At 65.4% G+C, this 25,942-nt stretch carries 25 protein-coding genes; 23 read left to right on the top strand and 2 right to left on the bottom strand.

Annotated features, from left to right (window positions below; all coding sequences use genetic code 11):
- Positions 1–174: 174 nt before the first annotated feature.
- From HRL41_RS08670 to HRL41_RS08605, 14 genes are all read left to right on the top strand, one after another.
- Positions 175–819 (top strand): molecular chaperone, encoded by a 645-nt coding sequence (locus tag HRL41_RS08670; RefSeq protein WP_172136430.1) that lies wholly within the window; start codon positions 175–177, stop codon positions 817–819.
- Between the two features lie 169 nt (positions 820–988).
- Positions 989–1,633 carry a hypothetical protein gene (locus tag HRL41_RS08665; protein ID WP_172136429.1) on the top strand — a complete coding sequence of 215 codons (645 nt, stop codon included), beginning with the start codon at positions 989–991 and terminating at the stop codon, positions 1,631–1,633.
- 65 nt (positions 1,634–1,698) lie between these two features.
- Positions 1,699–2,583 carry a nucleotidyl transferase AbiEii/AbiGii toxin family protein gene (locus tag HRL41_RS08660; RefSeq protein WP_172136428.1) on the top strand — a complete coding sequence of 295 codons (885 nt, stop codon included), beginning with the start codon at positions 1,699–1,701 and terminating at the stop codon, positions 2,581–2,583.
- 403 nt (positions 2,584–2,986) lie between these two features.
- A complete protein-coding gene (locus HRL41_RS08655) occupies positions 2,987–3,595 on the top strand; it encodes a TetR/AcrR family transcriptional regulator (protein ID WP_172136427.1) in 609 nt (202 codons plus the stop codon).
- 302 nt (positions 3,596–3,897) lie between these two features.
- On the top strand, positions 3,898–6,609 hold the full coding sequence (locus tag HRL41_RS08650; RefSeq protein ID WP_172136426.1) for a molybdopterin-dependent oxidoreductase: 2,712 nt from the start codon (positions 3,898–3,900) through the stop codon (positions 6,607–6,609).
- A gap of 24 nt (positions 6,610–6,633) precedes the next feature.
- On the top strand, positions 6,634–7,437 hold the full coding sequence (locus HRL41_RS08645) for a 4Fe-4S dicluster domain-containing protein (RefSeq protein WP_165059357.1): 804 nt from the start codon (positions 6,634–6,636) through the stop codon (positions 7,435–7,437).
- Positions 7,438–7,503: 66 nt separating this feature from the next.
- Positions 7,504–7,734 carry a zinc-ribbon domain-containing protein gene (locus tag HRL41_RS08640; protein WP_172136425.1) on the top strand — a complete coding sequence of 77 codons (231 nt, stop codon included), beginning with the start codon at positions 7,504–7,506 and terminating at the stop codon, positions 7,732–7,734.
- Between the two features lie 39 nt (positions 7,735–7,773).
- A complete protein-coding gene (locus tag HRL41_RS08635; RefSeq protein ID WP_172136424.1) occupies positions 7,774–8,310 on the top strand; it encodes a VOC family protein in 537 nt (178 codons plus the stop codon).
- Between the two features lie 70 nt (positions 8,311–8,380).
- The gene (locus tag HRL41_RS08630) at positions 8,381–9,157 is read left to right on the top strand and encodes an SDR family NAD(P)-dependent oxidoreductase (RefSeq protein ID WP_172136423.1); all 777 of its coding nucleotides are present in this window, start codon (positions 8,381–8,383) and stop codon (positions 9,155–9,157) included.
- 47 nt (positions 9,158–9,204) lie between these two features.
- Positions 9,205–10,662 carry an MFS transporter gene (locus HRL41_RS08625; protein ID WP_172136422.1) on the top strand — a complete coding sequence of 486 codons (1,458 nt, stop codon included), beginning with the start codon at positions 9,205–9,207 and terminating at the stop codon, positions 10,660–10,662.
- A 36-nt stretch (positions 10,663–10,698) separates the two neighbouring features.
- The gene (locus HRL41_RS08620; protein WP_172136421.1) at positions 10,699–11,331 is read left to right on the top strand and encodes a hypothetical protein; all 633 of its coding nucleotides are present in this window, start codon (positions 10,699–10,701) and stop codon (positions 11,329–11,331) included.
- 47 nt (positions 11,332–11,378) lie between these two features.
- A complete protein-coding gene (locus HRL41_RS08615) occupies positions 11,379–11,882 on the top strand; it encodes a peptidylprolyl isomerase (RefSeq protein ID WP_172136420.1) in 504 nt (167 codons plus the stop codon).
- A 10-nt stretch (positions 11,883–11,892) separates the two neighbouring features.
- The gene (locus HRL41_RS08610) at positions 11,893–12,258 is read left to right on the top strand and encodes a hypothetical protein (protein ID WP_166079715.1); all 366 of its coding nucleotides are present in this window, start codon (positions 11,893–11,895) and stop codon (positions 12,256–12,258) included.
- An 88-nt stretch (positions 12,259–12,346) separates the two neighbouring features.
- On the top strand, positions 12,347–13,213 hold the full coding sequence (locus tag HRL41_RS08605) for a twin-arginine translocation signal domain-containing protein (RefSeq protein ID WP_172136419.1): 867 nt from the start codon (positions 12,347–12,349) through the stop codon (positions 13,211–13,213).
- 96 nt (positions 13,214–13,309) lie between these two features.
- Here the strand turns inward: HRL41_RS08605 and HRL41_RS08600 are convergent, their stop codons facing one another.
- Complete coding sequence (locus HRL41_RS08600; protein WP_172136418.1) at positions 13,310–14,800, bottom strand: PLP-dependent aminotransferase family protein; 1,491 nt, start codon at positions 14,798–14,800, stop codon at positions 13,310–13,312.
- Positions 14,801–15,017: 217 nt separating this feature from the next.
- On the opposite strand from HRL41_RS08600, the gene HRL41_RS08595 reads away from it, so the two are divergent.
- The 7 genes from HRL41_RS08595 (at position 15,018) to HRL41_RS08565 (ending at position 22,059) form a co-directional block, all read left to right on the top strand.
- Positions 15,018–15,722 (top strand): 4Fe-4S dicluster domain-containing protein, encoded by a 705-nt coding sequence (locus HRL41_RS08595; RefSeq protein ID WP_165170229.1) that lies wholly within the window; start codon positions 15,018–15,020, stop codon positions 15,720–15,722.
- 86 nt (positions 15,723–15,808) lie between these two features.
- A complete protein-coding gene (locus tag HRL41_RS08590; protein WP_172136417.1) occupies positions 15,809–18,349 on the top strand; it encodes a molybdopterin-dependent oxidoreductase in 2,541 nt (846 codons plus the stop codon).
- 14 nt (positions 18,350–18,363) lie between these two features.
- The gene (locus HRL41_RS08585; protein ID WP_165170233.1) at positions 18,364–18,687 is read left to right on the top strand and encodes a hypothetical protein; all 324 of its coding nucleotides are present in this window, start codon (positions 18,364–18,366) and stop codon (positions 18,685–18,687) included.
- A gap of 3 nt (positions 18,688–18,690) precedes the next feature.
- The gene (locus HRL41_RS08580; protein ID WP_172136416.1) at positions 18,691–18,960 is read left to right on the top strand and encodes a chaperone NapD; all 270 of its coding nucleotides are present in this window, start codon (positions 18,691–18,693) and stop codon (positions 18,958–18,960) included.
- A gap of 56 nt (positions 18,961–19,016) precedes the next feature.
- Positions 19,017–19,955, top strand: a complete 939-nt coding sequence (locus HRL41_RS08575; RefSeq protein WP_253904800.1) for a 4Fe-4S binding protein — start codon at positions 19,017–19,019, stop codon at positions 19,953–19,955.
- Positions 19,956–20,073: 118 nt separating this feature from the next.
- Complete coding sequence (locus HRL41_RS08570; protein ID WP_172136415.1) at positions 20,074–21,321, top strand: ammonia-forming cytochrome c nitrite reductase subunit c552; 1,248 nt, start codon at positions 20,074–20,076, stop codon at positions 21,319–21,321.
- 39 nt (positions 21,322–21,360) lie between these two features.
- Positions 21,361–22,059, top strand: coding sequence for a cytochrome c3 family protein (locus tag HRL41_RS08565; RefSeq protein WP_172136414.1), 699 nt, complete (start codon positions 21,361–21,363; stop codon positions 22,057–22,059).
- 235 nt (positions 22,060–22,294) lie between these two features.
- Here HRL41_RS08565 and HRL41_RS08560 read toward each other — a convergent pair whose 3' ends face one another.
- Complete coding sequence (locus HRL41_RS08560; protein ID WP_172136413.1) at positions 22,295–23,311, bottom strand: class I SAM-dependent methyltransferase; 1,017 nt, start codon at positions 23,309–23,311, stop codon at positions 22,295–22,297.
- Positions 23,312–23,638: 327 nt separating this feature from the next.
- On the opposite strand from HRL41_RS08560, the gene HRL41_RS08555 reads away from it, so the two are divergent.
- Both HRL41_RS08555 and ccsA read left to right on the top strand, forming a co-directional pair.
- On the top strand, positions 23,639–24,310 hold the full coding sequence (locus tag HRL41_RS08555) for a cytochrome c maturation protein CcmE (protein ID WP_172136412.1): 672 nt from the start codon (positions 23,639–23,641) through the stop codon (positions 24,308–24,310).
- 3 nt (positions 24,311–24,313) lie between these two features.
- A partial coding sequence (ccsA, locus tag HRL41_RS08550; RefSeq protein ID WP_172136411.1) for a cytochrome c biogenesis protein CcsA occupies positions 24,314–25,942 on the top strand: 1,629 nt, incomplete at its 3' end.

The following is a 25,942-nucleotide window of genomic DNA, read 5'->3' as shown; positions in this document are numbered from 1 at the left end:
GGCCGCGCCGCCTCGGCCTCGAAGTAGCCCTCCCCGACGGCGCGCCGGGGCCCCTCCCCGGCCGCGCCCCCGCCCCGTCAGCCCCCGCGCCGCGCCCCCTCCTGCGGCGCGGGGCGCCTCAGGCGCGGCAAGCTGCTGGCTTCAGCCGCGCCTCCCTTCGAGAAAGGACTTGTGATGAACTTCGACTCCCAGACTTGGACGGAGCTCTCCCAGGCGTTCGCCTTTTTGGGGAACTCCCTGCTCGCTCCCATGAGCCAGACGGAGCGGTATGGCGTTGACCCCTCGTTTTGGCGGGAGTTCCCCGATTTCGGGGACGAGGAAGTGGCCGCTTCTGTTTCGCGCTGCCTCGCTTACGCCGAGGGGAAGCGCGCGGCCCTGGACGAGGACGATCTGGTTCGGGAGATTTCGGTGGAGTACACGCACCTGTTCATCGGCCCGCCGCGGCCGAGCGCCGCGCCTTGGGAGACGTTCTACCGCAACGCTGACGTCTCCGTCGGGTTCGGCGAGGCCACGTTCGAGATGCAGCGCCTTCTGCGCGAGGCCGGCCTGAGGATCTCGAACGAGAACAACCAGTACGCGGACCACATCGGCATCGAGCTGCTGTACCTCGCCACGCTCTGCGAGCGCGCCGCCTGCGGTGACCAGGCCAGCGCCGAAGCCGGCGCTGCCTTTGCGGCTGACCGCCCCCTTGCCTGGATCGACGCGTTCTGCCAGCGCATCTGCGGCGAATGCGCCGACGGTTACTACCGAGGCGTAGTCGAGCTCGCAAGCGCGCTTCTGTCCCTGGTGGCCCGCGAATCCGCAGAGCCGGGGAAGTAGGGACGCGTCCTGATCTCGCGGTTTGAATCTCCAGAAATACCCCTGGGAAAGAGAGGCGCTCCGGACTTCGGGGCGCCTCTCTCTTCTCCGGTGGTTTGGGCATGATGTAATTATATTGACACATTTAATAGAATTTCATACAATAAAATTACGCATGAGGAGGTGCGCCATGGAGTACGCGACGGCCATACGGGACAGGATATGCGGCTACCCGGTCGGCATTCCGATCATCACGCGCGAGATGGCTCACAGCCTGGCGGACGAGCTCTCCATTCCCCTTGGCGAGGCGAGGAATCTCGTCTCGGTAAACGTGAGCCGTCTGATCGAGGCCGGGATCGTCGAGCGCTTCTGCAGCGGGATCGTCTACCGCCCCGAGCGGAGCGCCTTCGGGGCTGTTCCGCTGGACCCGGCCGAGTTGGCGGCGCGCCTGTACGTCAACACGGGCGAAGACGTCGTCGGCTACGTGACCGGCGCAGCTTTCCTCCATGAGGTGGGGGCATGTACGTGGATGCCCCGCGAGATCGAGATAGCCACCAACGCCAACGTGCGCGACACCAAGGCGAAGCTCCTCTCCGTGAAGCTGTTGAGGCCCAAGACGCGGGTGACGGCTGAGAATGCGGAGTACCTGCAATCGCTCGATGCCGTCGCTAACCTGGTGCGCCTCGCGGTGGACGGAGATGATCCCGAAGGCGTCCTGTGGCGGCACGTCCGCGGGCGTCTTGACCTCGGCAAGCTCCTGGGGATGGCGAGCCGATACTACCCCACAAGCGTTGTCAGGTCGCTGGCCAGGATGGCGGAGAGGGATGCGGCATGATGAGGCTCCACGAGGACAGAGCCGCGTTTCGGGCTCTGCTGCTGCGCCTGTCGCAAAGGAGCGGCATGCGTGCGGACATACTCGAGAAGGACTACTACGTGACGCTTCTCCTCGAGGAGCTCGCATCGAAGCAGGACTGGCTGCCTGCCTACTTCAAAGGCGGCACAGCGCTCTACAAGGCCCTGGGGAAGATGCGGCGGTTCAGCGAGGACATAGACATTATGGTGCGTACGGACGGCTGCAGCAAGACGCAGGGCAAGAAGAGGCTCGAGGCTGCCGCGAACGGCTATGTGGCACTCGTGCGGGACAAGGAGGACCCCGATTCCAGCAACAGGCGCGGCTCCATTACCTCCGTCTACCGCTACGAGGGGACGGTTCCCTTTGCCGCGCTCGACGCCCTCCAGCGCTTCGGGCGGGTGAAGGTCGAGGCGACCTCGTTCACGGTGAGCGAGCCTACTGCTCCAATGGAGGTCAGCGCCCTTGTATGGGACCTCGCCGACTCAACTGAGAGGGAAGTCTTGTCAGGCTCGTTTTCTGTGTTTCCCTTCGAGGTGCAGACCATCACGCTTGAGAGGATCTTCGTCGACAAGGTGTTTGCCGCCCAGTTCTATTACGAACGAGGCATGCTGCTCGACGCTGCTAAGCACTTATACGACGTCTGCGTCCTCGTTGACGACGAGAACATTCGCGCCCTGCTGTCCACTGAGGGCTCATTCGAAAGCGTTGCGCGGTTCAAGAGGGCGGAGGAGCTCTCGCGGATAGGAAGCAACCAAGCGCAAGCCCGTCCAGCGGACTTCGCTTACCTGCGTGCGGACTTAGCAGACCCCGTCTTCGAGGCTTTCGAGAAGATGCAGCGCATATACGTTCTCGACGAGCAGTGCTGTTTTGACGCAGCAGATGTCGTGTCGCGTCTAAGGGGCTTGCGGTCCCGGTTCAGGGAGTGGACCTGACAGGGGAAACTCGAAAACCAACCGACAGATCATTTGAAACAACGATGATCGGCTGGTCAGAGCGCAGAAGGTGGTGGCTGCTCGAAGCTCGGCTGCTTCTTGATGCGGAGGCGTAGGAAGGGGACGCCCCGCCCCTTCGCCGCTCCCTATCCGAACCATGCCTGCGCGGGGCTCTGCTGCTGCGCTGCCTTGATCACCGCGAGTGGCGCGCTCGCAGAGCGCGATGAGGTACAGCAGCTCGCTGCCGAGCTTGAGGCGTCCCCCGGGATTGTCGCTGGGCGGGAGGAGCCTGGCAGGGACTGGCAGCTCTGCTGGAAAATCCATTATAATTACCGAAAGTCGGTGAGATAGCGGGTGGGTTTTATCGCTTGAATGGCTTTCTTTGCGGGGGAGAGGGAATCTGATGAGCGGTCATGCTGCCAACAATGATGTAAAGGGCGCTCTAGAACGGAGCTTTCGCCAGCTGGTCTTAGAGCGACGCTATCGGAGCGTCTCGATCGGGGACATTTGCAAAGAGGCCCATGTTTCCCGCAACACCTTCTACGACTACTTCCAGAACAAGGAAGACCTCCTCGCGACGGTGTTCAGGAACGACGCGTTTCGGGCTATCGAGCAGTTCCATACCATGTTCTCCTGTGACGAGCTGAGGGACATCAAGCAGGTCGAGTACACGCTCGTCTCGAAGATGTACAGCGGGCTTCTTAACGAGAAAGAGCTGTACTCGCGTCTGGTGCTCTCGATGCACGGGAATGACAATTCGTTCATCAGGGCCGTGACAAAGGTCATCTACGAGTTTGACCGACAGCATCTGACGAAGATCGGATACCGAGGATCTGAGCGCAGGGCTGACTATGTCGCGTACTTCTTCGCATCCTCGCAGGCGATGATCATGGAGAAGTGGATCCTCGACGGCTTTGACATGTCGGTCTCCGAGCTTGCGACGCTCTACAACAACCTGACCTACTCGTTCTGGCTTGAGCACTTCGGCGCTCATTCAGGCAGGGCGCAGTAGCTGGCCCAGTAGCTGAAGCGCCGCTGCTCGCCCTGTCGCTTTGCCTGCGTTGCGATGCCTGCTCTCAAGCGAGCGGGCATTTTCTTTTCTTGCCCGGCGAAGCCTTACAAATTCTGAAAGTGTAAGGAGGCTCTAAACAGCTGTCCTGAGTGCGCAGAAAACCGCCGCAAACAGGGTTCTTTGATTCTTGCGACCGTCCTCTCCTTTAAGGCACTGTCTTGCTAGGGGTAAAAGCGGATGCAATCTCGAATCGGTCGAGGTGCCGCTTTCCCGTTAGCGCAAGCTAAAGAGAGGAGAAGGATATGGGTAATGAGAATACCCAGGTAGAGTCGCCTAAGGCCAGCGCAATTACTACCACGCTGCAGAGTATTGCATGCGGCGGCACGGGCGGTGAGATGACGGCGGTCGACTCCAAGGACGGAAAGATCGTTCGCATCCGCCCGATGCGAATCGACGCAAACTACACCGCTGAAGAGCTCGCTGACTCGCTGTGGACCCTGGAGGTCGACGGCAAGACGTTCGCACCGCCCATGAAGACGGCGCCGAACTACTTCGCCTTGGCCTACAAGAACCGCGTGTACTCCAAGAACCGCGTGCGCTATCCCTTGAAGCGCGTTGACTGGGAGCCCGGTGGCGACCCCGCGAAGATCAACGCTGCCAATCGCGGCCGCTCCAAGTTCGTCCGCATCAGCTGGGATGAGGCCCTTGACATCATGGAGAGCGAGATTCGCCGCATCATCGACACCTACGGCCCCTACTCCGTGTTCACCATCGGCGAGGACGGCCATCGTGAGTCGAAGGACCTGCACGCCGGCGGCGGCATGCACTCCACCTTCATGAGCAAGCTGGGCGGCTACACCCGCGAGACCCGTACGCCTGACTCCGTCGAGGGCTGGTACTGGGGTGCCAAGCACGTGTGGGGCTCCGGCTCCAACAAGGGCCTGGGCATGATCGCTCCGCCCCAAACCGGCTACAACTCCTGGAACGTCATCAAGGACATCACGGAGTATTCCGAGCTCATCTGCTTCGACGCCGGCGACTGGGAGCTCACCCAGAACTACGGCAGCCAGTTCTGGAGCCGCCTCCTCAAGTTCTGGGAGGAACTCGGCAAGGAGTTCGTCATCGTCGATCCCTTCTGCAACTACACCGCCGTCTGCCATCCGGAGATGAAGTGGATCCCCATCCTTCCCAACACCGACGTGGCCTTCGACTACGGCGTCATCTACGTGTGGCTCACCGAGGGACTCTACGACAAGGAGTACGTCGCCACCCACACCGTGCATTTCGACAAGCTGGAGGACTACGTGCTCGGTCGCGAGGACGGTATTCCGAAGACGCCGGAGTGGGCTGCCGAGCGCTGCGGCGTGCCCGAGTGGACCATCAAGGCCTATGCGCGCAACGTAGCCAAGAAGGTCACCTCGCATGCGCACTTCTCCTCCGGTTCCGTGAAGACGCCCTACTCCCATGAGCCGGGCCGCACCGGTGCCTACAAGCTGGCTCTGCAGGGCCTCGGCAAGCCCGGCGTCCAGCAGCTGCACCTGAACGCCTCCTCCATGGCCAAGGCCAACATCGCCCGCTCCACCTCGGCACCCTACAGCTCCATCAACCAGTGCCGCATGTTCTACCCCAACGCGCAGTCCATTCCCCGCACCATGGTGGCCGAGGCGCTCACCAAGGGCCATGCCAAGTGGTGGGGCAGCCCGGCCATCGTATACGTGGAGACTTCCGAGCAGTTCCAAGAGTTCAACTACCCGGCTGACCCGAAGGCGGCGCTGGCCATGCAGCAGGCCATGGCCGCTGCCATGGGCAAGGAGGCCCCGACCGAGGAGCCTCGCATCAACAAGGTGCACATGCTCTGGTCGGAGAAGCCCTGCAACATGAACTGCTGGGACGGCGGCTTCAACTACCAGGACGCCATCCGCACCAACGAGGTGGAGTTCTTCGTGACCAACCACCAGTGGCTTGAGAACGACTCGCTCTTCGCCGACCTGGTGCTTCCCGTCACGACCTGCGTCGAGGACAACGACTCCATGGGCTCGGGCATGATCGTGTTCCAGCCGCACTCCGGCCTCACCCCGCCTGCCTGCGACCGCGTGGGCGAGTCCTACTCCGACTTCGAGATCGCCTGCAAGCTGGCTGATCGCTTCGGCATCCGCGATCAGATCGATCTGGGCATGACCCAGGACGAGTGGATCAGGTACGGCTTCGACCAGTCCCGCCTCGGCGAGGAGATCAGCTGGGAGACCTTCCAGGAGAAGGGCTACTACTTCCCGAAGCTCGCCCCCGATTGGAAGGAACTGTCCCCGGGCATGCGCCTGTTCTACGAGGACCCGGAGGCCAATCCTCTGGACACCCCCACGGGCAAGATCGAGTTCTGGAGCCAGGCTCTGGCCGACAACTTCCCGGACGACAAGGAGCGCACGCCCATGGCCCGCTGGATCATCGGCGGCCCTGCCGAGGAAGGCTGGACCCACGACGAGTCGCTGTGGGGCGAGCGCTGCAAGGACTATCCGCTGCTCGTGACCGCCAACCCCGCCCGCTTCCGCGTGCACGTGCAGGGCGACGACATCAAGTGGTTCCGTGAGATCGAGACCGTGAAGGTGAAGGGCGCCGACGGCTACTACTACGAGCCGGTCTGGATGAACGAGGTTGACGCCAAGGCCCGCGGCCTTGCCAACGGCGACATCGCGAAGCTCTACAACGAGCGCGGCATCGTCCTGTGCGGCGTGCGCATCTCCGAGCGCATCACCCCGGGCTCGGTCATGGTGAACAAGGGCAGCCGCGTGGATCCCATCGCTCCGCACATCGACCGTGGCGGCGCCATCAACCTGATCAGCCCCACCAACCAGGTGTCCAAGCACTGCAAGGGCTTCGCCGTCACCGGCTACCTGCTTGAGGTGGAGAAGCTCGAGCAGGCCGAATACGACGAGTGGAAAGAGAAGTACCCCGAGGCCTTTGCGCGCGACTACGACCCGGCCATCGGCATCAACTACAACTCCTGGGTCATCGAGTAGCGAGCGACCGGGAAGGAGACAACCATGAAAGCATTTCTGATCGATCTCACCAAGTGCGTGGGCTGCCATGACTGCCAGATCGGCTGCAAGGACGAGCACTGCGACCAGGCATGGATGCCCTACGCGGAGGCTGAGCCTGAGGTGGGCCAGTTCTGGCTGAAGCTCAAGCAGTTTGAGCGCGGCGGAGGGTCCCACGTGCGCGTGACCTACATGCCCACGCTGTGCAACCACTGCGAGAACGCCCCCTGCATGGCCGCCGCCAAGGACGGCGCGGTCTACCGTCGCGATGACGGGCTGGTCATCATCGACCCGGTGAAGTCGAAGGGCCAGCGAGCCATCATGGAGGCTTGCCCCTACCACTGCATTTACTGGAACGACGCTCTGGACATCCCGCAGAAGTGCACGGGCTGCGCGCATTTGCTTGACGACGTTGACTCGCCCATCCGCGTGCCGCGTTGCGTGGACAACTGCCATGTGGACGTCATCCTGTTCGGCGAGGAGAGCGACCTTGACCTTGAGGGCACCGAGGTGCTTCATCCCGAGTACGGTACGAAGCCGCGCGTGTTCTATCGGGGGCTCCCCAAGAAGTTCATCGCCGCCACGGTGTACGACCCCGAGGCGAAGGAGATCGTCGAGGGCGCCAAGGTGACGGCCGCCTCCGACGAGGGCACCTTCACGACGGAGACCAACTCCTGGGGCGACTTCTGCCTGGACGGCCTTCCCGAGGCCGACTGGAAGCTGACGGTGGAGAAGGACGGCAAGACGCTCGTCATGGACGTGTCCACTCGCACCAAGGACCAAGGCCTGCCTGACCTGGCTCTCGCCTAGAACTACGAGTAGGGGCGCGTGCGCGCAGGCGGCGCGCCCCTTGCAAGAAGAAGAAAGGAAAGCGCTATGTGCTTCAGACCAGCGGAAGTCTCGATGAAGGTGTGCCCGGCGTGCGGCAAGCCCAACAAGCCGGTGGCTCGCGTGTGCGAGGAATGCGGAGCCGAGCTCGACAACAGCATCAAGGACTTCGATGCTGACCAGGCGAAGCTTGACGCGAACATCAAAGCGCCCACTGCCCCGTCCTCTCCCAAGCCGCCTGCCGCCCCGGCTGCGCCCAAGCCGCCTGCGGCACGATAACGCCCCTATTACCGCACCGTCTCACGCAAGGAGATAACCATGACGCAGACACTGCTCAACAAGTACGGCATCAAGCAAGTAGGCTACTACGTCGAGAGCATCGAGGAGTCGGCCAAGCGGTTCCGCGACTTGCTCGGCACGGGCCCCTTTGTCGACTTGGGTTCTTCCGAGCCCGCGAGCCTCACCTATCGCGGCGCCCCCTCGGGCATGCGCTCGCGTTGCGCCTTGGGGCATTTCGGCGACATGCAGATCGAGCTCATCGAAGTGCTCACTGACGAGCCCGACGTCTACAAGGATCTCGGCCACTACGGACTGCACCACCTGTGCATCTGGTCCGACGACGTGGACGCCGTCGCGGCGGAGTTCGCCGAGGCGGGCATCGAGGTTGCCATGGACATGACCTCGGGCCAGGGCCTGCACGTCATGTACTTCGACGCCCGCGAGCAGCTGGGCAGCTTCATCGAGGTGAACGCTCCCATCGAGCAGCTTTGGCAGGGCGTGGCCGCGCTGGCTGCCAACGCCGACGAGAACACGCCGGCCCTCATCCCCATGGCGGCGCTCATGGGCGGCAAGTAAAGACATCATCGCTTAAAACAGGCGGGGCCGGAAGGGGAAAGGCCCCGCCTTCCACAGAAGGGGAAAGCAAATGGAGGAGAAGAACCTGTTCGACCTCTCTGGTCGCGTTGCGCTCATCACCGGCGCCAGCTCCCACGGCATCGGCAACGAATCGGCTAAGCTGCTCGCGAGCTACGGAGCCAAGGTGTTCCTCACGGCGCGCCGCGAGGACAAGCTTCAGGAGGCTGTGGCTGAGATCGAGGAAGCTGGCGGCGAGGCGGCCTACGCGGTCTGCGACGTCTCCCGGGAGGAGGACTGCAAAGCTGCCGTCGAGGCATGCGTGGAGAAGTTTGGCCGCCTTGACATCATGGTGCTGGCCGCCGGCATCTCGGGGCTCTCGCTCTCCGGCGGGCTTGAGGCCGCCTTCGACGTCGAGAACTGGAAGCGCGTTCAGGGCATCAACTTGGACGGCGTGTTCTACATGGTGAAGTACGGCTGGGAGGAATGCGGCAAGCACGGGGTGGGCTCCATCATCCCCATCGCCTCGCTGGCCGCGTGGAAGGCCGCGGGCTCGGTGGCCTACACCGCCACCAAGGGCGCCATCCGCTCGCTCACGCCGTGCCTGGCCAAGCTGCTCGCGCCCAAGGGCGTGCGCGTGAACACGTTCTACCCGGGCTTCATCGACACCGACATGACCCACGGCGCCACCGTCAACGAGGGCTTCGCGAAGATGAAGCTGCCGGCCATCCCCCTGGGTCGCTTCGGCAACGTGGACGACTGCGCTTACGGCGTGTTGTACCTGGCCAGCGACGCCTCTGGCTTTATGACCGGGCAGCATCTCGTCGTCGACGGCGGAGAGCTTTGCTAACTATTCGACAGCAGGGGGCACGGTGCCTCTGCGGAAACGAGGGGAAAATGACCCAACTTGAGGGGAAGACGGGCAATCCGTTCATGGATGCCCCCAACGCCAAGAAGATGATGACGCTCATCGCGGTGTATCTGGGTGTCATGGCCAACCTTATGGTATCCACCACCAACTCGATCGTGTTTCCCGCCGCCGCAGCTGAGATCGGCGGCATGGAGATCTACGGCCTTGCTCAGGGCATCAGCGGCATCCTGAGCGTGTGCGTCATGCCCATCTTCGGCTTCATCGCCGCGAGAAACCCTGCCATGAAGCGCCTGCTTGCTGGCGGAGGCTTCGCAGCTGGTGCCGTGGTACTGCTCGTGCGCGTCTTCGCGCCGAGCATGATGGCCATCATCGTGGCCAACATCTTCTGGGGCCTGGTGAGCGGCGCGGTGTTCGCCGTGGGCTTCACCATGGTGCGCGATATGTATGACAAGCAGAAGGCCGGCGTCTATCTGGGGCTTGTCGGCACGATGATGTCCGCCGCCATGCTCATAGGCCCGTTTTTCGGCGGCTTCGTCGTCGATAACGTGAGCTGGCGCGTGTGGAGCGCCATTCCGATGGCGCTGCTCGCCGTGGCTGCCGTGCTCATGCTCTTCGGCGTCAAGGCCACCGCTGCCGAGGCGGCGCCGTTCGCCGTCAAGGGCGGCAAGTTCGACTTCGCCGGGGCGGCGGCCATCACGGTCTTCCTCGCAGCCCTCATCATCGTGCTCTCCATGGGATCGAGCTATGTTCGCTTCGGCAGCCCGCTGTCCTTTACGCTGCTGGCCGTATCCGCCGTGGCCTTGGTGGCCCTGGTGATCATCATCAAGAAGAAGGGCAACGATGCCATCGTGCCCGTGAGGGCTCTGAAGGACCGCAACACCATGGTCTTCGCCGCCGCGAACTTCCTGCACAACTTCGGCGCCATGACCATCTCGTTCTTCATCGGCGGTTTCATCATGCGCACCCTCGCCACTGATCCTATCTGCATGGCCATCGGCCCTGCGCTGGCTGCGGGCATCGCCTCGGCTCTCATGGCCGTGCTCGGCCTGTTCCTCGGGCCCGTGTTCGGCAAGATGATCGCCAAGAGCGGCAACGCCAAGGGCGTGATGACCTTGGGCAACGTGTTCCGCGTCGTCATCATGGCGGCATTCGTGTTCGTGCTCGTCCCGGGCGTGCCCGTGTGGGTGATCTACGTCCTCATGTTCTTCGCGGGCGTCTTCAACTCCCAGCAGACGGTCACCCAGTCCGCGGGCCCGCAGATTCAGCTCACGCCCGATCTACGCACCTTGGGCAACTCCGTGGTGCAGCTCGGATCGAACTTGGGCGCCGGCATCGGCATGGCGGTGTTCACGCTGCTCGTGGCCGCCGACCCTGCTAGCGGCATGCGCATGTGCATGATCGTGGCGCTTGCCGCCTGGGTGGTGCTGTTCTTCATCACCTTCCTGCTGAAGCCCCTGCCCGAGTCCGCCGAGGACGCGAGCTAGCAACGACCGTCCCTGCACGCGAGGAAAGGAACTTTCATGGCAGGCATCATCACCAAAGACTACGCCGACTACCTCAAGGACCGCGACTGGGTTCACATGCTCGGCTTCTGCGCTCCTGATTGGCGCGGGTTCATGACCGAGCACAACCGCCTGTTCGGCTCGGGTCCGTTCTTCTACACCACCAACACCTTCGGAAAGCTGCTCTACCGCGGCGACGAGGTTGATTGCACGGGACTTGAGTTCCATGCCTGCTACGGCGCCTGGGGCTCGCATTCCATCGAAGTGGTTCAGCCGGACCCGTTCGAGGTGCCGACGATGTTCTCCGAGTTCAACGAGCCCGACAAACCCGGCTTCAACCATATCCACATGTTCGTCGAGAGCCTGGAGGAGGCCCAAGACGCTTGCGACTTCCTCGGGCTGCCCGTGATCACCGTCGGCTACCCCGACCTGCAGAACGCCTTGGAGAAGGCCCGCGCCACCGGCGCCGACGAGGAGGCCGTCAAGGCCAACGCGGGCAAGCCGAGCTTCATGGTGGCCGACCTGCACAAGCAGCTCGGCTTCGCCGTCCAGTTTGTCGAGCCGCGCGCCAAGTTCCTGCACGACGCCATCATCGGCGCGCGCGCGAAGTGGGACGGCTCCGAGGAGTCGATGTTCATCCCGCTGGGCTAGCGGCATCGGCGGAAAACGGAGAGTTCAGGATCAAGGAAAGGGGCATCATGGCAGAAATCGGCGAGAGAGTGCTCGTGCATGCGGTAGGCCGGCTCGACGACGGAATGAAGTTTCTCGATACCTACAAGGTGGGCGAGCCCATGGACTTCGTCGTGGGGAGCCGCACGGTGCTCCCGGCTTTTGAGCGCGCCGTCAGCCAGATGGCTCCCGGAGAGCGGGCCACCGTGCGCCTCGCGCCCGAAGAGGGCTACGGCGCCTACGACGAGAGCCTGATCGAGGAAGTGCCTGCAGCGGAATTCCCCAGAGCTGATCAGCTCCCCGTGGGGCAGTTCATTGAGATCGCCCTTCCTGAAGGCTCGATCCGCGTGAAGGTGCTCCCGCCGAAGGACGGCATGGTGCGCTTCGACCACAACCACGAGCTGGCAGGCCGCGACCTCATCTTCGACATCGAGCTGGTGGGAATCGTCGAGGAGGACGCCATCGAGCGGGAGAGGCATCCCGCAGGATGCGGATGCGGCTGCGACCGACTCAAAGAGTCGCTTCGATCCTGAGAGGGCAGGCATGGGAACTTACGCATTGGGCTGCTTTCTTCAGGACCAGCAGACGAAAACGCAGGTGAGCGAGGCCGCGGCAGCGGTCATTCGCGATCTTCGAAACGCCGGCAAGCTGCGCGCGCTGCCTATCGTGAGCACAGACAAGGAGACGGGAGTCTTGACGGCAGTCGATGGCTCCGAGCTGTGCGAGTACGGGCAGGTGGGCAGCGGTCGCTGGATACGCCGGGGTGACGGGGGCGTCGGCGATGCGGCTGACGGCTCGGTGCTCTATCTCGGCAGCGCGACCCATGCCGGCCATATCGAGCTGAAGGCCCTGTGCGTCTCCGTGGGCGGCGTCTGGTACAACATCATCTCAGGCCTGCCCCAGCAATAAGGCATCTTATGGATGCACGCAATCAGAATGCACATTCTCCCGATGTGCATTCGCAAGCATGTCAACGTGAAGAAAGGACGTAGACATCATGGACAACGCTATCGATCGTCGTAAGTTTTTAGCTATGGGAACCGCTGCTGCTTTGACCGGGGCCGCAGCACTGGCTGGATGCGCCCCTCAGCCGAGTGCCTCCTCCCAGTCGAGCGCTTCTTCCCAAGGGGAAGCGGCTTCAGCCGGTGCTGAAGCGGAAAAGCCGGGCGCAGAGATGCGTGAGGTCACCGTGACCGCCGCAGGTGACGTGGTGACCACGAACGCGGCTGACCGACTTCCTCAGAAGTATGAAGGTGACCTGAAGGATTACTTCAAGGGGCGTGACTTCGTCCATCAGATCGGCTTCTATGCGCCTGATTGGAAGGCATTCGCCCAGAACCATCATGACCTCTTCGGATCTGGCCCCTTCTTCCACACCACTAACACGTTCGGCCGACTCATCTATCGCGGGGAAGAGGTTGATTGCAGCAACCTCAAGTTCGAGGCGTGCTATGGCGGATGGGGATCTCATTCCATTGAGGTCGTCCAGCAGGTGGGCGATGCGCCGACCATGTTCACGGAGTATAACGACATGGACGCTATGGGGATGAATCACATTCATCTGTTCGTAGAGGACATGGACCAGGCGCTTGAAGCGTGTGAGCTGCTGAACATCCCCGTGATCACTATCGGCTACTCCGATTTGGAGGCGGCTCTGGCTAAGGCGCGTGCTGCGGGAGCCGACGAGGAAGCCGTGCGGGCGCGTAACAGCAAGCCTTCGTTTGTCGTGATTGACATGCGCGAGCAGTTTGGCGCGATGGTTCAGCTGGTCACCTCCGGTGCGACGGCGCTCCATAACATGGTCATTGACTCGATGGTCGAATGGGATGGTGAGACCGACCTGTTCCGCGAGATAGGCGCTTAATCCCGCCACCTGTTCCAAATCTCCAGAAATACCCCTGGGAAAGAAAGGCGCTCCGGACTTCGGGGCGCCTCTCTCTTCCTCGGGGAATCGGCCCTCCTACCCGAACCACGCGCGGGCCAGGGCGCGCACGCCGGGCTCGATGTCCTTCTCCTCGATGGCCGAGAAGCCCACGAGCACGCATCCGGGCAGCGCGTTCTCCTTGCGGATCCAGTACTGCTCGGTGCCGTACACCTGCACGCCGGCCCTGCGCGCGGCGGCGATGAGCTCGGACTGCGGGCGCCCGTCGGGCACGTTCACCAGCAGGTGCATTCCCGTGCCGTTCTCCATCACCTCCACCTTGTCCCCCATGTGCTCGCGCAGCGCGTCAACCAGAAGCTCGTACTTGCGGCGGTTGCGCGCCTGCAGGCGGCGCAGGTGGCGGTCCCACAGCCCCGAGCTCAGGAAGCGCGCGAGCACCGCCTGCGAGAGCCACGGCACCGCCGAGTACGCGCCGGAGAACACCTCGCGCCAGCGCTCGATCAGCTCGGGCGGCAGCACGAGGTAGTTCATGCGCAGCGCGGGCGAGAGCGACTTCGAGAACGTGCCCATGTAGATGACGCGCTGGCGCGTGTCGATGGACTGCAGGGGCGGCACGGGGCGGTCCTTGTAGCGGAAGTCGCGGCAGTAGTCGTCCTCCAGGATGTAGGCGTCGTGCTCGGCGGCCCAGTCGATCAGGCGCTTGCGCGTGGTGAACGGCATGTGCGTGCAGGTGGGGAACTGGCTCGAGGGAGTCACGTAGACGAGGCGCGCGCCGCTTGCGTCCACGTCGGACAGAAACGCGTCGGGGGTCTCCATCACGCGGCAGGGGGCCACGGTAAAGTGGTTGCGCTCGATCACCGCGCGCACGCCGTCGTAGCCCGGGTCGTCCATGGCCACCACGTCGGTGGCGCCGTTGAACAGCGTGAGCAGGTTCTGCACGCTCGACTGGGTGCCGCCCTGGATGATGATCTGCTCGGGCGTGCACTTGATCCCGCGCAGGGCGCACAGCCGCCAGGAGACCTCGGTGCGCAGCTCAAGCTCGCCGAGCGGGTCGGGGTAGGCGTCGGCGTGCTCGCGCTCCACGCTCAGCAGGATGTCGTCGGTGATGGTCCGCCAGCTCGCGGCAGGAAACGTCCCCTTCTGCAGGTTGCCGTACGTGAAGTCGAAGCGCACGGCCGCGCCCGCGCCTCCCGCGCCTCCCGCGCCGCGCGCACCTCCCGCGGCCGCGTCTGCCTCTGCGGCCGCAGCCGCAGAGGCGGCCTCGCGGCTGTCCAGGTGCTCCTGGAGGAGCCCTCCTGCCTGCGCATGCGATGAGGGCGGCGTGGCCTGCAGAAACGAGGCGTCCTGGACGGTGTAGCCCGAGCCGGGGCGGCTCTTCGCGAAGCCCTCCTGCACGAGCAGGCGGTAGGCGGCCTCGATGGTGTTGCGCGAGCACCCCAGGTCGTTCGCCAGCCCGCGGATCGAGGGGAGCTTCGAGTGCGCCGGGTAGGCGCCCGACTCGATGCCGGCGCGGAACTCGTCGAATATCTGCTGGTAGAAAGGCGTGCTTGACGTTTCGTCGAGGTGCATGGGCGCTCCGTTTCTTCGTGCTGCTCAACGGGAAGGCGCGCTTTCGCGTCCTCACCTCACCATCATATATGAGAGAGGGCGCGTTGGGGGGCGGGATCGTCCACATAATCGACAGATTGTCCCCATAAGAACGCGACTGAGCGTCCCTTTTCGCGCGCCTGCGCACGCACGTAAGCTAGTACATTGTATAGGAAGGCGAAAGGGAAGGGAGGCCCTGGTGAGTTTGAGAGGCGTCGTCGCTGCGTGCGCTGCGGGCGTTGTTGCCGTGAAGGCAGCGCTTGACGTTGCGCTCCCAGAGCCCGCCTTGCTGCATCCGCCGGGAGCGCGGCACGGCGGCAAGTTCATCGCGCAGTGCGTGAAGTGCGGAAAGTGCATCGAGGCCTGTCCGTACCAGGCGCTTCACGCCGCTCCGCTCGACGCGGGCGCGAAGGCGGGCACGCCCGTCATCGACGCGCGCGCCCAGGCATGCCGCCTGTGCGCCGACTTCCCCTGCGTGGCCGCGTGCCCCACCGGCGCGCTTGAGCCCGTCGCGGCGCGCGAGGACGTGCGCATGGGCACGGCCGTCATCAACCAGGATCTGTGCCTGTCGTACAAGGCCATGCGCTGCGAGGTGTGCTACCGCGCCTGCCCGCTCATCGACGAGGCCATCTACATCAACTACGGCGCCCGCGAGGGCGACTCCATCCACGCGGTGTTCGCGCCGGTGATCGTGGAGGACAAGTGCGTGGGCTGCGGGCTGTGCGTGGAGCGCTGCGTGGTGAGCGAGCCCGAGTGCGCCATTCGCATCGAGCCTGCCACCCAGCGCAGGGCGCGCGAGCAGCAGGGCTCGGGGGCTGAAGGCGGGCCCGGGCAGGGCGCCCATGAGGGAAACGGGTCCGGCAAAGGCGCCCATGAGGGCGGCGGGCCCGGCAAAGGCGCCTGATCGGGGCGCAGGGAAGTGAACGAGCCGGCAAGTCTGACGGGGCGCGCCGGTTGAGCTTGAGGAAGCTTAAGGAGAAGGAGGGTTTCATGGACATCACACGTCGTTCGTTCGTGAAAGCCACAGCGGTTGCCCTTGCGAGCGCGGCCGCTGCGGGAACGATGTCCGGCATGGTCGGCTGCTCGAGCGCAGGCTCGGGCGGCGCCGCGTCGGGCGAAACCACCAAGACCGTGGGGGTGTGCCGCTTCTGCGGCTGCGGCTGCGGCGTCATCGTGGAGGCCAAGGGCGGCAAGATCGTGTCGGTCACGGGCGACCCGGACAACCAGTCCAACAAGGGCCTCAACTGCGTGAAGGGCTACTACCTGGCCAGCGTGCTGTACGGCGCCGACCGCCTGACCACCCCGCTCATCCGCGACGACAAGTCCACCAAGGGCACCGACGGCGGCCTGCGCGAGGCCACCTGGGACGAGGCGCTTGACCTGGTGGCGGGCAAGCTGCGCGAGACGTGGAAGGCCGACAAGAGCCGCCTGGCGTTCTGGGGCAGCGGCCAGCAGCCCATCGTCGAGGGCTACTGCACCGCCAAGTTCTGGAAGGCGGGCCTGCTCTCCAACAACATCGACCCCAACGCGCGCCTGTGCATGGCCAGCGCCGTGGTGGGCTTCATGAACATCTTCCAGACCGACGAGCCGGCCGGCTGCTATGCCGACATCGACGAGACGGACACCTTCGTCACCTGGGGCGCCAACATGGCCGAGGCGCACCCGATGCTCTACTCGCGCGTGATGGCGCGCATGACCAACGGCAAGGGCGTCAAGCACTACGACCTCACCACGCTGTGGACGCGCACGTCCGCCAACGCCACCAAGGTCTTGACGTTCAAGCCCGGAAGCGACCTGGCCATCGCCAACGCCATCGCGAACTACCTGGTCCAGAACGACCTGTACGACCACGCGTTCGTCGCCGACCACCTGCAGTTCAAGCAGGGCACCGAGAACATCGGCAACGCCACCGAGGACACCTACGACGCCTCCGAGATCGGCAGCAAGGTGGACGCGGTCACGGGCATCACCTTCGAGGAGTACGCCGCGCGCCTCGCCCCCTACACGCTCGAGTATGCCGAGGAGCTCTCCGGCGTGCCCGCGGCCGACATCAAGGAGCTCGCCGACGAGTTCGCCGACAAGAGCCGCAAGATGCTGTCGCTGTGGACCATGGGCGTCAACCAGCACAACCGCGGCACGTGGATGAACCACTGCATCTACAACATCCACCTGCTCACGGGCCGCTACGCGCGCCCGGGCGACGGCGCGTTCTCGCTGACGGGCCAGCCCTCCGCCTGCGGCACGGCCCGCGAGGTGGGCACGTTCTCGCACCGCCTGCCCGCCGACCTCCTGGTGGCGCAGGAGGCGCACCGCCGCTACACCGAGGCCATCTGGAACCTGCCGAACGGGTACCTGGACGCCATCAAGAAGCCGGGCTTCCACACCATCAAGATCTTCCGCGAGCTGTCGAAGGGCAACATCGACTTTCTGTGGAGCGCCCACAACAACTGGGCCGTCTCGCTGCCGAACCTCACGCGCTTTCTGGGCCGCGGCGACAAGAAGGGCGTCATGGACGCGTTCATCTGCGTGAGCGAGGTGTACCCGACGCTGTCCACCCAGTACGCCGACGTGGTGCTGCCCGCCGCCATGTGGGTTGAGCGCGAGGGGCAGTTCGGCAACGCCGAGCGCCGCACCGCCGTGTTCGAGAAGGCCGCCATCGACCCGCCGGGAGAGGCGAAGTGGGATCTGTGGATGCTCATGGAGGTCGCGCACCGCGTGCTCGACGGCGAGCAGATCGGCGGCGAGGACGCCTTCGACGTGCTGTTCGGGGAGTGGTACGACAAGCAGGCCCGCGACTTCAAGGGGGACCAGCGCGAGGTCAGCCGCTCCGTCTGGGAGGAGTACCGCACGTTCTCGAACCCGAGCCTGAACCCCGACGCGGAGGCCATCAACAAGGAGGCCAAGCTCAAGATGGAGAACAAGCAGCTGGCGCCGTACGACCTCTACATCGAGAACCACGGCCTCACCTGGCCGGTGCGCGAGGTTGACGGCCAGTGGCTGCCCACCAAGTGGCGCTTCTGCGACGGCAAGCAGGAAGACGGCTTCGACGAGTACGGCGTGGAGATGTACGGCACGCACGACCTGGCGGGCGGCGTGAGCTTCTACAAGAGCGCGGGCGCGAAGCCCTCGGTGGTCTTCCGCCCGTGGGAGCCGCCGGCCGAGCTGCCTGACGCGGAGTACCCGTTCGTGTTCTGCACGGGGCGCCTGCTCGAGCACTGGCACACCGGCTCGATGTCGCGCCGCGTGGCCGAGCTCGACCGCGCGCTGCCCGAGGCGCTGCTCGACATGAACCCCGACGACTGCGCCGCGCTCGGCGTGTCCGACGGCGACATGGTGCGCCTGACCTCGCGCTTCGGCACCTGCGACATCAAGGTGTCCACGGCAGGGCGCACGCGCCCGCCGGCGGGCCTGGTGTTCGCTCCGTTCTTCGCCGAGGAGACGCTCATCAACCTCGTGGTGCAGGACACCTACTGCCCGCTCTCCAAGGAGCCGGACTACAAGAAGACCTGCGTGCGCATCGAGAAGATCTAGGGGAGGTGCGATTTATGAGAAAGATTGCGATGGCTTTTGCCACGGGCGCGCTCGTGATGTCGCTCGGCGTGCTGGGCGGCTGCGCGGGAGGCGCGACGTCCGCTGCGTCCTCGGCACCTGACGGGGCTCCCGACCCCATGCCCGCGAGCCATGCGGGCCGCTTCGAGGATCTGGGCGCGAACGGCTGCTACGGCTGCCACGGCGCGAGCGAGACGGCGAACCCCATGCTGGCGACGGCGACGATCGTCCCCGAGGACCACTTCGCCCAGGGGAAGTACGCGTCGCTGGCGTTCGACTCCGTCCGCGAGCAGTGCAACACCTGCCACCCGCAGGGGTAGGGGATGGTTATCTCGAGCCTGGTGGTGGAGACGCTGCCTGAGCATACGGACGCGGTGGCGCGCGAGCTGGCGCGCATCGAGGGCGTCGAGGTGCACGAGGCGCAGGGCTGCAAGCTCGTGGTGACCGTCGAGGCCGGCTCCTCCCGGGCATCGCATGCGGTGGCGAGCTCGTTCGTCGGCGTCGAGGGCGTGACGAACGTGAACCTGGTGTACGTGAACTTCGAGGACGAGACGCTCGGCGCCGACGGCGAAGCCGCAGGCATGACCATGTGAGCCGCAGCCGCGGGCGCTGCGGGCGCCCCCGGCGCGGCCGACTAAGGAAGAGAGCTTTGAGCAAGAACGACAAACATAAGACCCGTTGGACGGTTGCGCGGCGCGTGGTGCAGATCGGCATGCTCGTGCTGTTCTGCCTGCCGCTTCTGGCGGCGGGATGGGGGCTGCTCGGGCAGGTGTCCGGCGGCGACGCCGCCGTGGCCACGCCGGCCGAGGGCGTCTTCTACGGCAGCCTGTCCTCGTCGAGCGTCGCCGGCGTGACCGTGCTCGATCCTTTCGCGGCGCTCCAGGTGATCGCCGCGTCGAAGTCCTTCGACGTGGCGTGGCTCTGGGGCGCGCTGCCCGTGCTCGTGGTCTACGGGCTCATCCGCGGGCGCGCGTTCTGCGGCTGGGTGTGCCCGGTGAACCTGCTGTGCGAGGCCGTCGACTGGCTGCGCGCCAAGCTGGGCCTGCGCGTGGCTGAGCGCGTGCTGCCGCGCCACGCCAAGATCGGCGTGGCCGCGGGCGTGCTCGTGCTCTCGGCGCTCGTGAGCGTGCCGGTCTTCGAGCTGCTCTCGCCGATCTCCGCCATCAACAAGGGCATCCTGTTCGGCTCCGCCACCGGCGTGCTCACGCTCGCGGCCATCGTGGTGGCCGAGTGCGCGTGGGGGCGCCGCGTGTGGTGCCGCGCCGTCTGCCCGCTCGGCGGCTTCTACGAGGTGCTCGGGCGCGTGGGCCTCGTCAACGTGAGGATCGACCACGCGAAGTGCGTCCGCTGCGACGCATGCGCGCACGCGTGCCTCGCCGACCCCGAGATACTCGCCCCCGCGCTCGCGGGCGACGACGTGATCGTGCGCGCCGGCGACTGCATGGCCTGCGGCTCCTGCGTTGACGCGTGCCCCGCGGGCGCGCTCAAGCTGGGCGTCGGGAGGCCGCGCGCCGCGGGCGCGCAGGCAAAGGGCAATACCTGTGACGCTGTCGGTGCAGAGGGGAAAGGAGGCGAGGTTTCCGCCTGATCAGGGGCGCGTCAGCAACGTCTGAACCGTCCTTGAAGATTCGGCGCAACTGTCACTTCAGCGTTAGCCGTTCCATAGGTATTTTGAAGGTAAGTGAAAAAGAGGGGAGGAATACCAGATGAAAATCAAGAGCAAGAAAACAGTGCTCGCTGGTACGTGCGTATGCGCGATCATGCTCGTAGCCGGGCTCGTCGCATGCGCTCCTCAGTCGAACACCACTGGCTCCGCCGAGTCTCAGATCATGCCTGATCAAGACTCGTTCGGCGTCGTCGTGGCCGATGAGTGGTCGGGGCTGTACCCCAACCAGTATGCAACCTACGAGGCGAACGAGGCCAACGGGCCCGAGTCGGGAAAGCACAACTACCTTGAGCTGTACCCGGCCCTGAACACCATGTACAAGGGCTACGCGTTCGCGCTGGGCTATGACGAGGCGTCGAGCCACGTGTACGCGCTCCAGAGCGTGTCCAACACGCCGCGCACCACGCAGAAGGAGCAGCTCGCGAACTGCATCACCTGCAAGACCCCGCAGTTCACCGCGCAGGTCAACTCCGAGGGTGACGGCGTCTACGCGAAGAAGTTCAACGACCTGATCGGCACCTTCACCGAGCCGATCAGCTGCTACAACTGCCACGAGAACGACCCGAAGGAGCTCACCGTCGCCAGCAAGTTCTTCACTGAGAAGTCCATGGGCAACGACGGCGCCAAGGTTCCCATGGCTGCCCAGGTGTGCGGCCAGTGCCACAACGAGTACTACTTCAACCCCGAGACCAAGGTGACCACGAACCCCTACAACGGCCTGGCTGCCATGACGCCCGAGGCCATCCTGGCGTACTACGACGGCTTGGGCTTCAAGGACTGGGAGCACCCGCTCACGGGCGCCAAGATGCTCAAGGTCCAGCACCCCGAGTTCGAGACGGTCTACGGCGGCAAGCAGATGCACATGGCCGAGCTGGGCTACTCGTGCGCTGACTGCCACATGGGCACGAGCGTTGCCGAGGACGGCACCTCGTTCACCAACCACACGTGGACGAGCCCGCTCGAGAACGCCGACCTGATGAAGAACACCTGCTCCACCTGCCATGAGGACCTCGCCGGCCAGGTGAAGGCGTGGCAGGCCGAGGAAGAGGAGCGCGTGACGGCCATCAGCGAGAAGATCGAGGACTACATCAACAAGCTGGCGGCTGCCAAGGACACGCTGTCGGCTGAGGATCTGGCCACGGCTCAGAACCTGCACCGCACGGCCCAGTTCTACTGGGACTTCGTGATGGTGGAGAACAGCGAGGGCGCGCACAACCCCGAGCTCACCTTCGCGACGCTTGACAAGGCCGAGGCCGCCGTTGACCAGGGACTCGCTCTCGTCTCGTAACGTGAGTGCATCTGCGAAGACAGAGAGGAGGCAAGGCCAATGAGCGAAGAGAAGGACATCAAGACCGGTGAGGCGGGTGCCACCGCCAAGAAACCGAGCGAGAAGAAGCGCAAGCGCGCCATCACGCTGGGCGTCGTCGCTGCCGTGATCATCGTGGCAGGCGCGGGCTTCTGGGTGTGGCACGAGCAGCCGAGCTTCTGCAACGCCATCTGCCATGCTCCGCAAGACCCGATCAACGAGACGTATGACGGCGTCTCGGGCGAGGCGGGCTTCGACAAGTGGGGAAACCCGGTTGAGGACATGGGCGACCTTCTGGTCGTGCAGCACAAGGAGGCGGCTGACGCAACGTGCCTGAGCTGCCATGTGCCCACCATCGGCCAGCAGGTCACCGAGGGCATGCTGTGGGTCAGCGGGAACTACCAGTACCCGCTCGACGAGCGCTCGCTCACCGACTTGAACCACTACCTGCAGGCTGAGGACGAGTCGGCGTTCTGCATGAACGACAGCTGCCACAACATGACGCGCGACGACCTGGCGCGCGCCACGTCGAGCTACGGCAAGCGCAACCCGCACGTGACCGAGGTGAAGCACACCGAGATGGAGTGCAGCGACTGCCACAAGTCGCATCGCCAGTCGGTCAACGCGTGCTCGCGCTGCCATGACGACGTGAAGGTTCCCGACGGCTGGCTCTCCGCTGAGGAAGCGGCTGAGATCACGAGCGCGGGCTTCAGGTACTGAGCTTGTTTCTCCCGCATGCGCGGGGGTCATGAGGCTGACGTGTGAGTCGGCTTGAGAGGGAGGCGGGTCCTTGCGGGGGCTCGTCTCCCTCGCTTTTTCGCGGGCGCTCGCCGGAGCTTGGCGGCTCAGCTTGGCGGCTCAGCCCGCCGCCGTCCCGCGAAGGCGCTCACACCCGCTTTCCGCATGCTCGGCAAACGAATGTTTCACGTGAAACATCCGTTTGCCTTTACGCGTCTTAGAGCCCCTTGTCCCAGGCGAGGAAGGCCCAGGTGATGACGCGGGGCTCGCGCAGGCGCAGGGCGCCCTGCGCGACGCCGTGGCCGTCGGGCATACCTGCGTCCTCGTTCGCCACGAGCTGGCTGGCGAGCCAGGGGCGCAGGCGCGCGCAGGCTTCATCCAGCTCGGCGGGCGTGGAGAGCACGGCGGCGGCGCGCACCATGGCGTCGTACTTCGCGCACGCCTCGTCGAGCGAGGCGAAGGTGTCGCGGCGCGTGCTTTTGATGTAGCTCACCTCGGCCTGGATGCCGTGGTCCGCCAGGATGTTGAACGCGTAGAGGTGGTCGCGCCCGGTGACGTCGCCGAGCCCCACGGCCTCGAGCGCGCGCCCGTCGGTGCGCGGGGAGGAGCCGGTCGGGAGCGTGATGCACACGCGGCGCCGCGCCGCGCGCGTGAGGCGCGCAAGCGCGGCCTCCAGGTCGTCCACGGCGATGGAGCGCGACGCCAGGCACACGTCGACGGCGCCCTCGCCCACGCCGTGGGCGTCCCAGTCGTCCTCCCAGCTCATGAGCAGGGGCGTGACGCACGTGACGCCCTGAGCGCCAAGCGCGCCCTCGAGCACGCCGAGCATGCCGCGCGAGAAGTCGGCGGCGATCACGGGATGCCCCGCCGCCCCCAGAGGCACCGAGAGCGCGCCCGTCCCGCATCCCATGTCGAGCACGGACTCGCCGGGGCGTATGCCCGCGCGCTCCAGGAACTGCTCGGCGTAGGAGTTCGGCGCGTCCTTCCGCGAGAACGTGGCCGCCCGCTTGTCCCAGAACGCCGCGTCGTCGGCATGACGCCGCAGCTTCTGCAGGGCCCGCCACTCGGCCCCCCAGTCATGGGAGGGGATCAGCGCGGAAGCGGATCCGGGGCCAGCGCCAGCGCCGGTGTCGGCGTTTGAGCTGGGACGGGAGCCAGCGCCAGCTCCAGCTTCCGAGCCGAATTCGGCGCCGACGCCAGTCTCCGGGCCGGCGCCAAGCGATTCGTCGCCCATGGCATCCTCCTTGCTCGAGTATGATCTCACCAGATTATACTAGATGGGGAATCATTATGGGACGGGGAGCCGTCGTGGTCGCGGGAGCCATCGTCGTGGGCGCAGGAACCATCGCGAGCGCGGCGCGGCTCGTCAAATTGCGCCGGATGAGGGGCGGCGAGCGCGGCGGGTGTGGTAGCCTTCTTACGGGACCCTTGCGGGCTGTCATGCGGTATTCGGGGAAAACCGTCCCTTTATGCGGCGGCGCGCTTGGGGCAAAGTAGTGCGTGAAGAGATGCGCGCCCGCCTGTCCGGGCGCTTCGGACAGGATGCGGAAGGGGATGCCTCGTGAACGCGAAGATGAAGAAGCGCTTGGTCGCCGTGTCGGGCATTGTCGTGATCGTGCTCATCGTGCTTCTGGCCGTGGTCGGCGGCGGCACGGCGGCCAAGACCGTGACGGTGGCCGAGGCTGTCGAGAGCACGCCCGCCGGGCAGAAGGTCCAGGTGTCGGGCAACGTGGTGGAGAACTCGTTCGTCACGGAGCACGACGTGCTCACGTTCAAGATATACGACCCCGCGGGCTCGCCTGCCACGCAGCTTCCGGTGCGCTACGAGGGCGCGGCGTCCTCCACGTTCGGCAACGACGTGACGGCCATCTGCACGGGCAAGATCGGCGACGACGGCGTGCTGGCGTGCTCTGAGCTCGTCACGAAGTGCCCCTCGAAGTACGAGAACGCCGACGCGGCCCTCACGGTGGCGCGCATGCTCGAGTACGGCGACGAGATCACGGGCACCGTGGTGAAGGTGGCCGGCACCGTGGGGGCGGGCAGCCTGCAGGCCGCGGGCCTCGGCGACCGCTTCACGCTGGTCGACGCCGACGGCGCGGCGGCGGGCACGGTGAGCGTGCTCTTCGAGGGCGCCTTGTCCGACGAGGTGACGGAGGGCGCCTCCGTGGTGCTCACGGGTTCGATGAACGAAGACGGAAAGTTCGCGGCGTCCGACGTCGCGCTGGAGGGCTAGCCTATGTCTATGATCGGTTTGATCGGCCTGCTCGTCGCGTTCGCGGGATGCCTCATATCCCTCGCGTGCCTGGGCGTGGCGCACGTCCTGCACGCGCGCGGAAGCCTCGAGCGCTCCGATGCGTTCGCCTGGGGCGGGCGCCTGGCGGTGCTCGTGTCGGCCGCGGCGCTCACGGTGTGCTGCGCCGTGCTCGTGTTCTGCTTCATGAGCGGCGACATCTCGCTCGACTACGTGGTGCACAACCGCTCGGACGCCACGGGCGAGCTCGCATGGCTGTTCAAGCTGTCGGGCCTGTGGGCGGGCCGCGCGGGCAGCCTGCTGTTCTGGGCGTGGCTCATCGCGGTGTTCAGCTCGGTGGTGGTCTTCGCCACGCGCAAGGACACCCGCCCGCTCGACAACGGCGCGGTGGCCGTGGCGCAGCTCGTGCTCGTCGCGTTCGTGGGCGTGCTCCTGTTCTCGGAGGAGAACATGCCGTTCGCGGTGATCGACCCGCGCTACCTCAACGCTGACGGGACGCTGACGAACGCCGCCTCGATGCTCGGCATGAACGCGCTTCTGGAGCACTGGGCGATGGCCATCCACCCGCCCACGCTGTTCATCGGCTACGCGGGCCTCACCATCCCGTTCGCCTACGCCATCGCGGCGCTCGTGGTGAACGACGACTCGCCCGCGTGGGTGGAGCGCTCCACGCCCTTCCTCATGTTCTCGTGGCTGCTCTTGGGCGTCGGCATCGGGCTCGGCGCCGTGTGGGCCTACGTGGTGCTCGGCTGGGGCGGCTACTGGGGCTGGGACCCGGTGGAGAACGCGAGCCTTCTGCCGTGGCTCGTGGGCGTCGCGCTCATCCACTCGTTCACCATTTACCGCCAGCGCGGCGCGTTCAAGCGCTGGAGCGTCATGTGCGCGTGCCTCGCGTTCTCGTTCGTGGTGCTCGGCACGTTCATCACGCGCTCGGGGCTCGTGCAGTCGGTGCACGCCTTCGAGGGCGACCCGGTGTCGCTCGTGCTGTTCCTCGCGCTGATCGTGCTGTCGCTGCTCGCGGGCGCGGTCGGGCTTCTCGTGCGCCGCGGGAGCTTCGGCGCGGTCACGGCGTCTGACGAGGACATTGACTCGCTGGCCTCGCGAGACGCGGCCTACTACGTGAACAACCTCATCATGGTGGTGTTCGCGTTCCTCCTCGCCTACATGACGCTCTCGAGCGCCCTGCCGGAGTTCCTGCCGTTCGGCGGGCAGGCGCTCTCCGCCGGCACGTACAACGCGGTCGCGCGCCCTCTGGGCATCGTGTACTGCGCGCTCATCGCGGTGTGCCCGCTTCTGGGCTGGCGCAAGACCGAGGGCAAGGCGTTCGCGAAGCGGGCGCTCGTGCCCGGCATCTGCGCGGCGGCGCTGTTCGCGGCGCTCATGGCGTACTACCTCATGGTGCTCCTGCCGAGCTACGACGCCGTCGTGGCGGCGGGCGGCACGGGCGCCGAGGGCCTGCTCGAGCAGGGTCCGAGCTGGTACTACAACGGCTTGGCCGTGGTGGGCCTGGCGGTGGCGTCCTGCCTGCTCTTCAACGCGGCGTTCATGGTGGCGCGCGTGCTGCGCGGCGCGGGCAAGCGCGCGGGCGCGGCGGGTGCGGGCGCGGGCTCGGCC

Origin of the sequence: Adlercreutzia sp. ZJ473 (assembly GCF_013185065.1) — a bacterium.
Taxonomy (GTDB): Bacteria; Actinomycetota; Coriobacteriia; order Coriobacteriales; family Eggerthellaceae; genus CAAEEV01.
Note: the sequence above shows the minus strand (reverse complement) of the source record. Positions and strands in the feature narration are given on the sequence as shown.

Excerpts from the sequence above, each read along its gene's own strand:
- HRL41_RS08640 (WP_172136425.1), top strand. The coding sequence starts at position 7,504 with ATGTGCTTCAGACCAGCGGAAGTCTCGATGAAGGTGTGCCCGGCGTGC.
- HRL41_RS08635 (WP_172136424.1), top strand. The coding sequence starts at position 7,774 with ATGACGCAGACACTGCTCAACAAGTACGGCATCAAGCAAGTAGGCTAC.
- HRL41_RS08650 (WP_172136426.1), top strand. The coding sequence starts at position 3,898 with ATGGGTAATGAGAATACCCAGGTAGAGTCGCCTAAGGCCAGCGCAATT.
- HRL41_RS08645 (WP_165059357.1), top strand. The coding sequence starts at position 6,634 with ATGAAAGCATTTCTGATCGATCTCACCAAGTGCGTGGGCTGCCATGAC.
- HRL41_RS08630 (WP_172136423.1), top strand. The coding sequence starts at position 8,381 with ATGGAGGAGAAGAACCTGTTCGACCTCTCTGGTCGCGTTGCGCTCATC.
- HRL41_RS08600 (WP_172136418.1), bottom strand. The coding sequence starts at position 14,800 with ATGCACCTCGACGAAACGTCAAGCACGCCTTTCTACCAGCAGATATTC.
- HRL41_RS08605 (WP_172136419.1), top strand. The coding sequence starts at position 12,347 with ATGGACAACGCTATCGATCGTCGTAAGTTTTTAGCTATGGGAACCGCT.
- HRL41_RS08580 (WP_172136416.1), top strand. The coding sequence starts at position 18,691 with ATGGTTATCTCGAGCCTGGTGGTGGAGACGCTGCCTGAGCATACGGAC.
- HRL41_RS08565 (WP_172136414.1), top strand. The coding sequence starts at position 21,361 with ATGAGCGAAGAGAAGGACATCAAGACCGGTGAGGCGGGTGCCACCGCC.
- HRL41_RS08615 (WP_172136420.1), top strand. The coding sequence starts at position 11,379 with ATGGCAGAAATCGGCGAGAGAGTGCTCGTGCATGCGGTAGGCCGGCTC.
- HRL41_RS08670 (WP_172136430.1), top strand. The coding sequence starts at position 175 with ATGAACTTCGACTCCCAGACTTGGACGGAGCTCTCCCAGGCGTTCGCC.
- HRL41_RS08620 (WP_172136421.1), top strand. The coding sequence starts at position 10,699 with ATGGCAGGCATCATCACCAAAGACTACGCCGACTACCTCAAGGACCGC.
- HRL41_RS08665 (WP_172136429.1), top strand. The coding sequence starts at position 989 with ATGGAGTACGCGACGGCCATACGGGACAGGATATGCGGCTACCCGGTC.
- HRL41_RS08610 (WP_166079715.1), top strand. The coding sequence starts at position 11,893 with ATGGGAACTTACGCATTGGGCTGCTTTCTTCAGGACCAGCAGACGAAA.
- HRL41_RS08570 (WP_172136415.1), top strand. The coding sequence starts at position 20,074 with ATGAAAATCAAGAGCAAGAAAACAGTGCTCGCTGGTACGTGCGTATGC.
- HRL41_RS08660 (WP_172136428.1), top strand. The coding sequence starts at position 1,699 with ATGCGTGCGGACATACTCGAGAAGGACTACTACGTGACGCTTCTCCTC.
- HRL41_RS08590 (WP_172136417.1), top strand. The coding sequence starts at position 15,809 with ATGGACATCACACGTCGTTCGTTCGTGAAAGCCACAGCGGTTGCCCTT.
- HRL41_RS08560 (WP_172136413.1), bottom strand. The coding sequence starts at position 23,311 with ATGGGCGACGAATCGCTTGGCGCCGGCCCGGAGACTGGCGTCGGCGCC.
- HRL41_RS08585 (WP_165170233.1), top strand. The coding sequence starts at position 18,364 with ATGAGAAAGATTGCGATGGCTTTTGCCACGGGCGCGCTCGTGATGTCG.
- HRL41_RS08655 (WP_172136427.1), top strand. The coding sequence starts at position 2,987 with ATGAGCGGTCATGCTGCCAACAATGATGTAAAGGGCGCTCTAGAACGG.
- HRL41_RS08625 (WP_172136422.1), top strand. The coding sequence starts at position 9,205 with ATGACCCAACTTGAGGGGAAGACGGGCAATCCGTTCATGGATGCCCCC.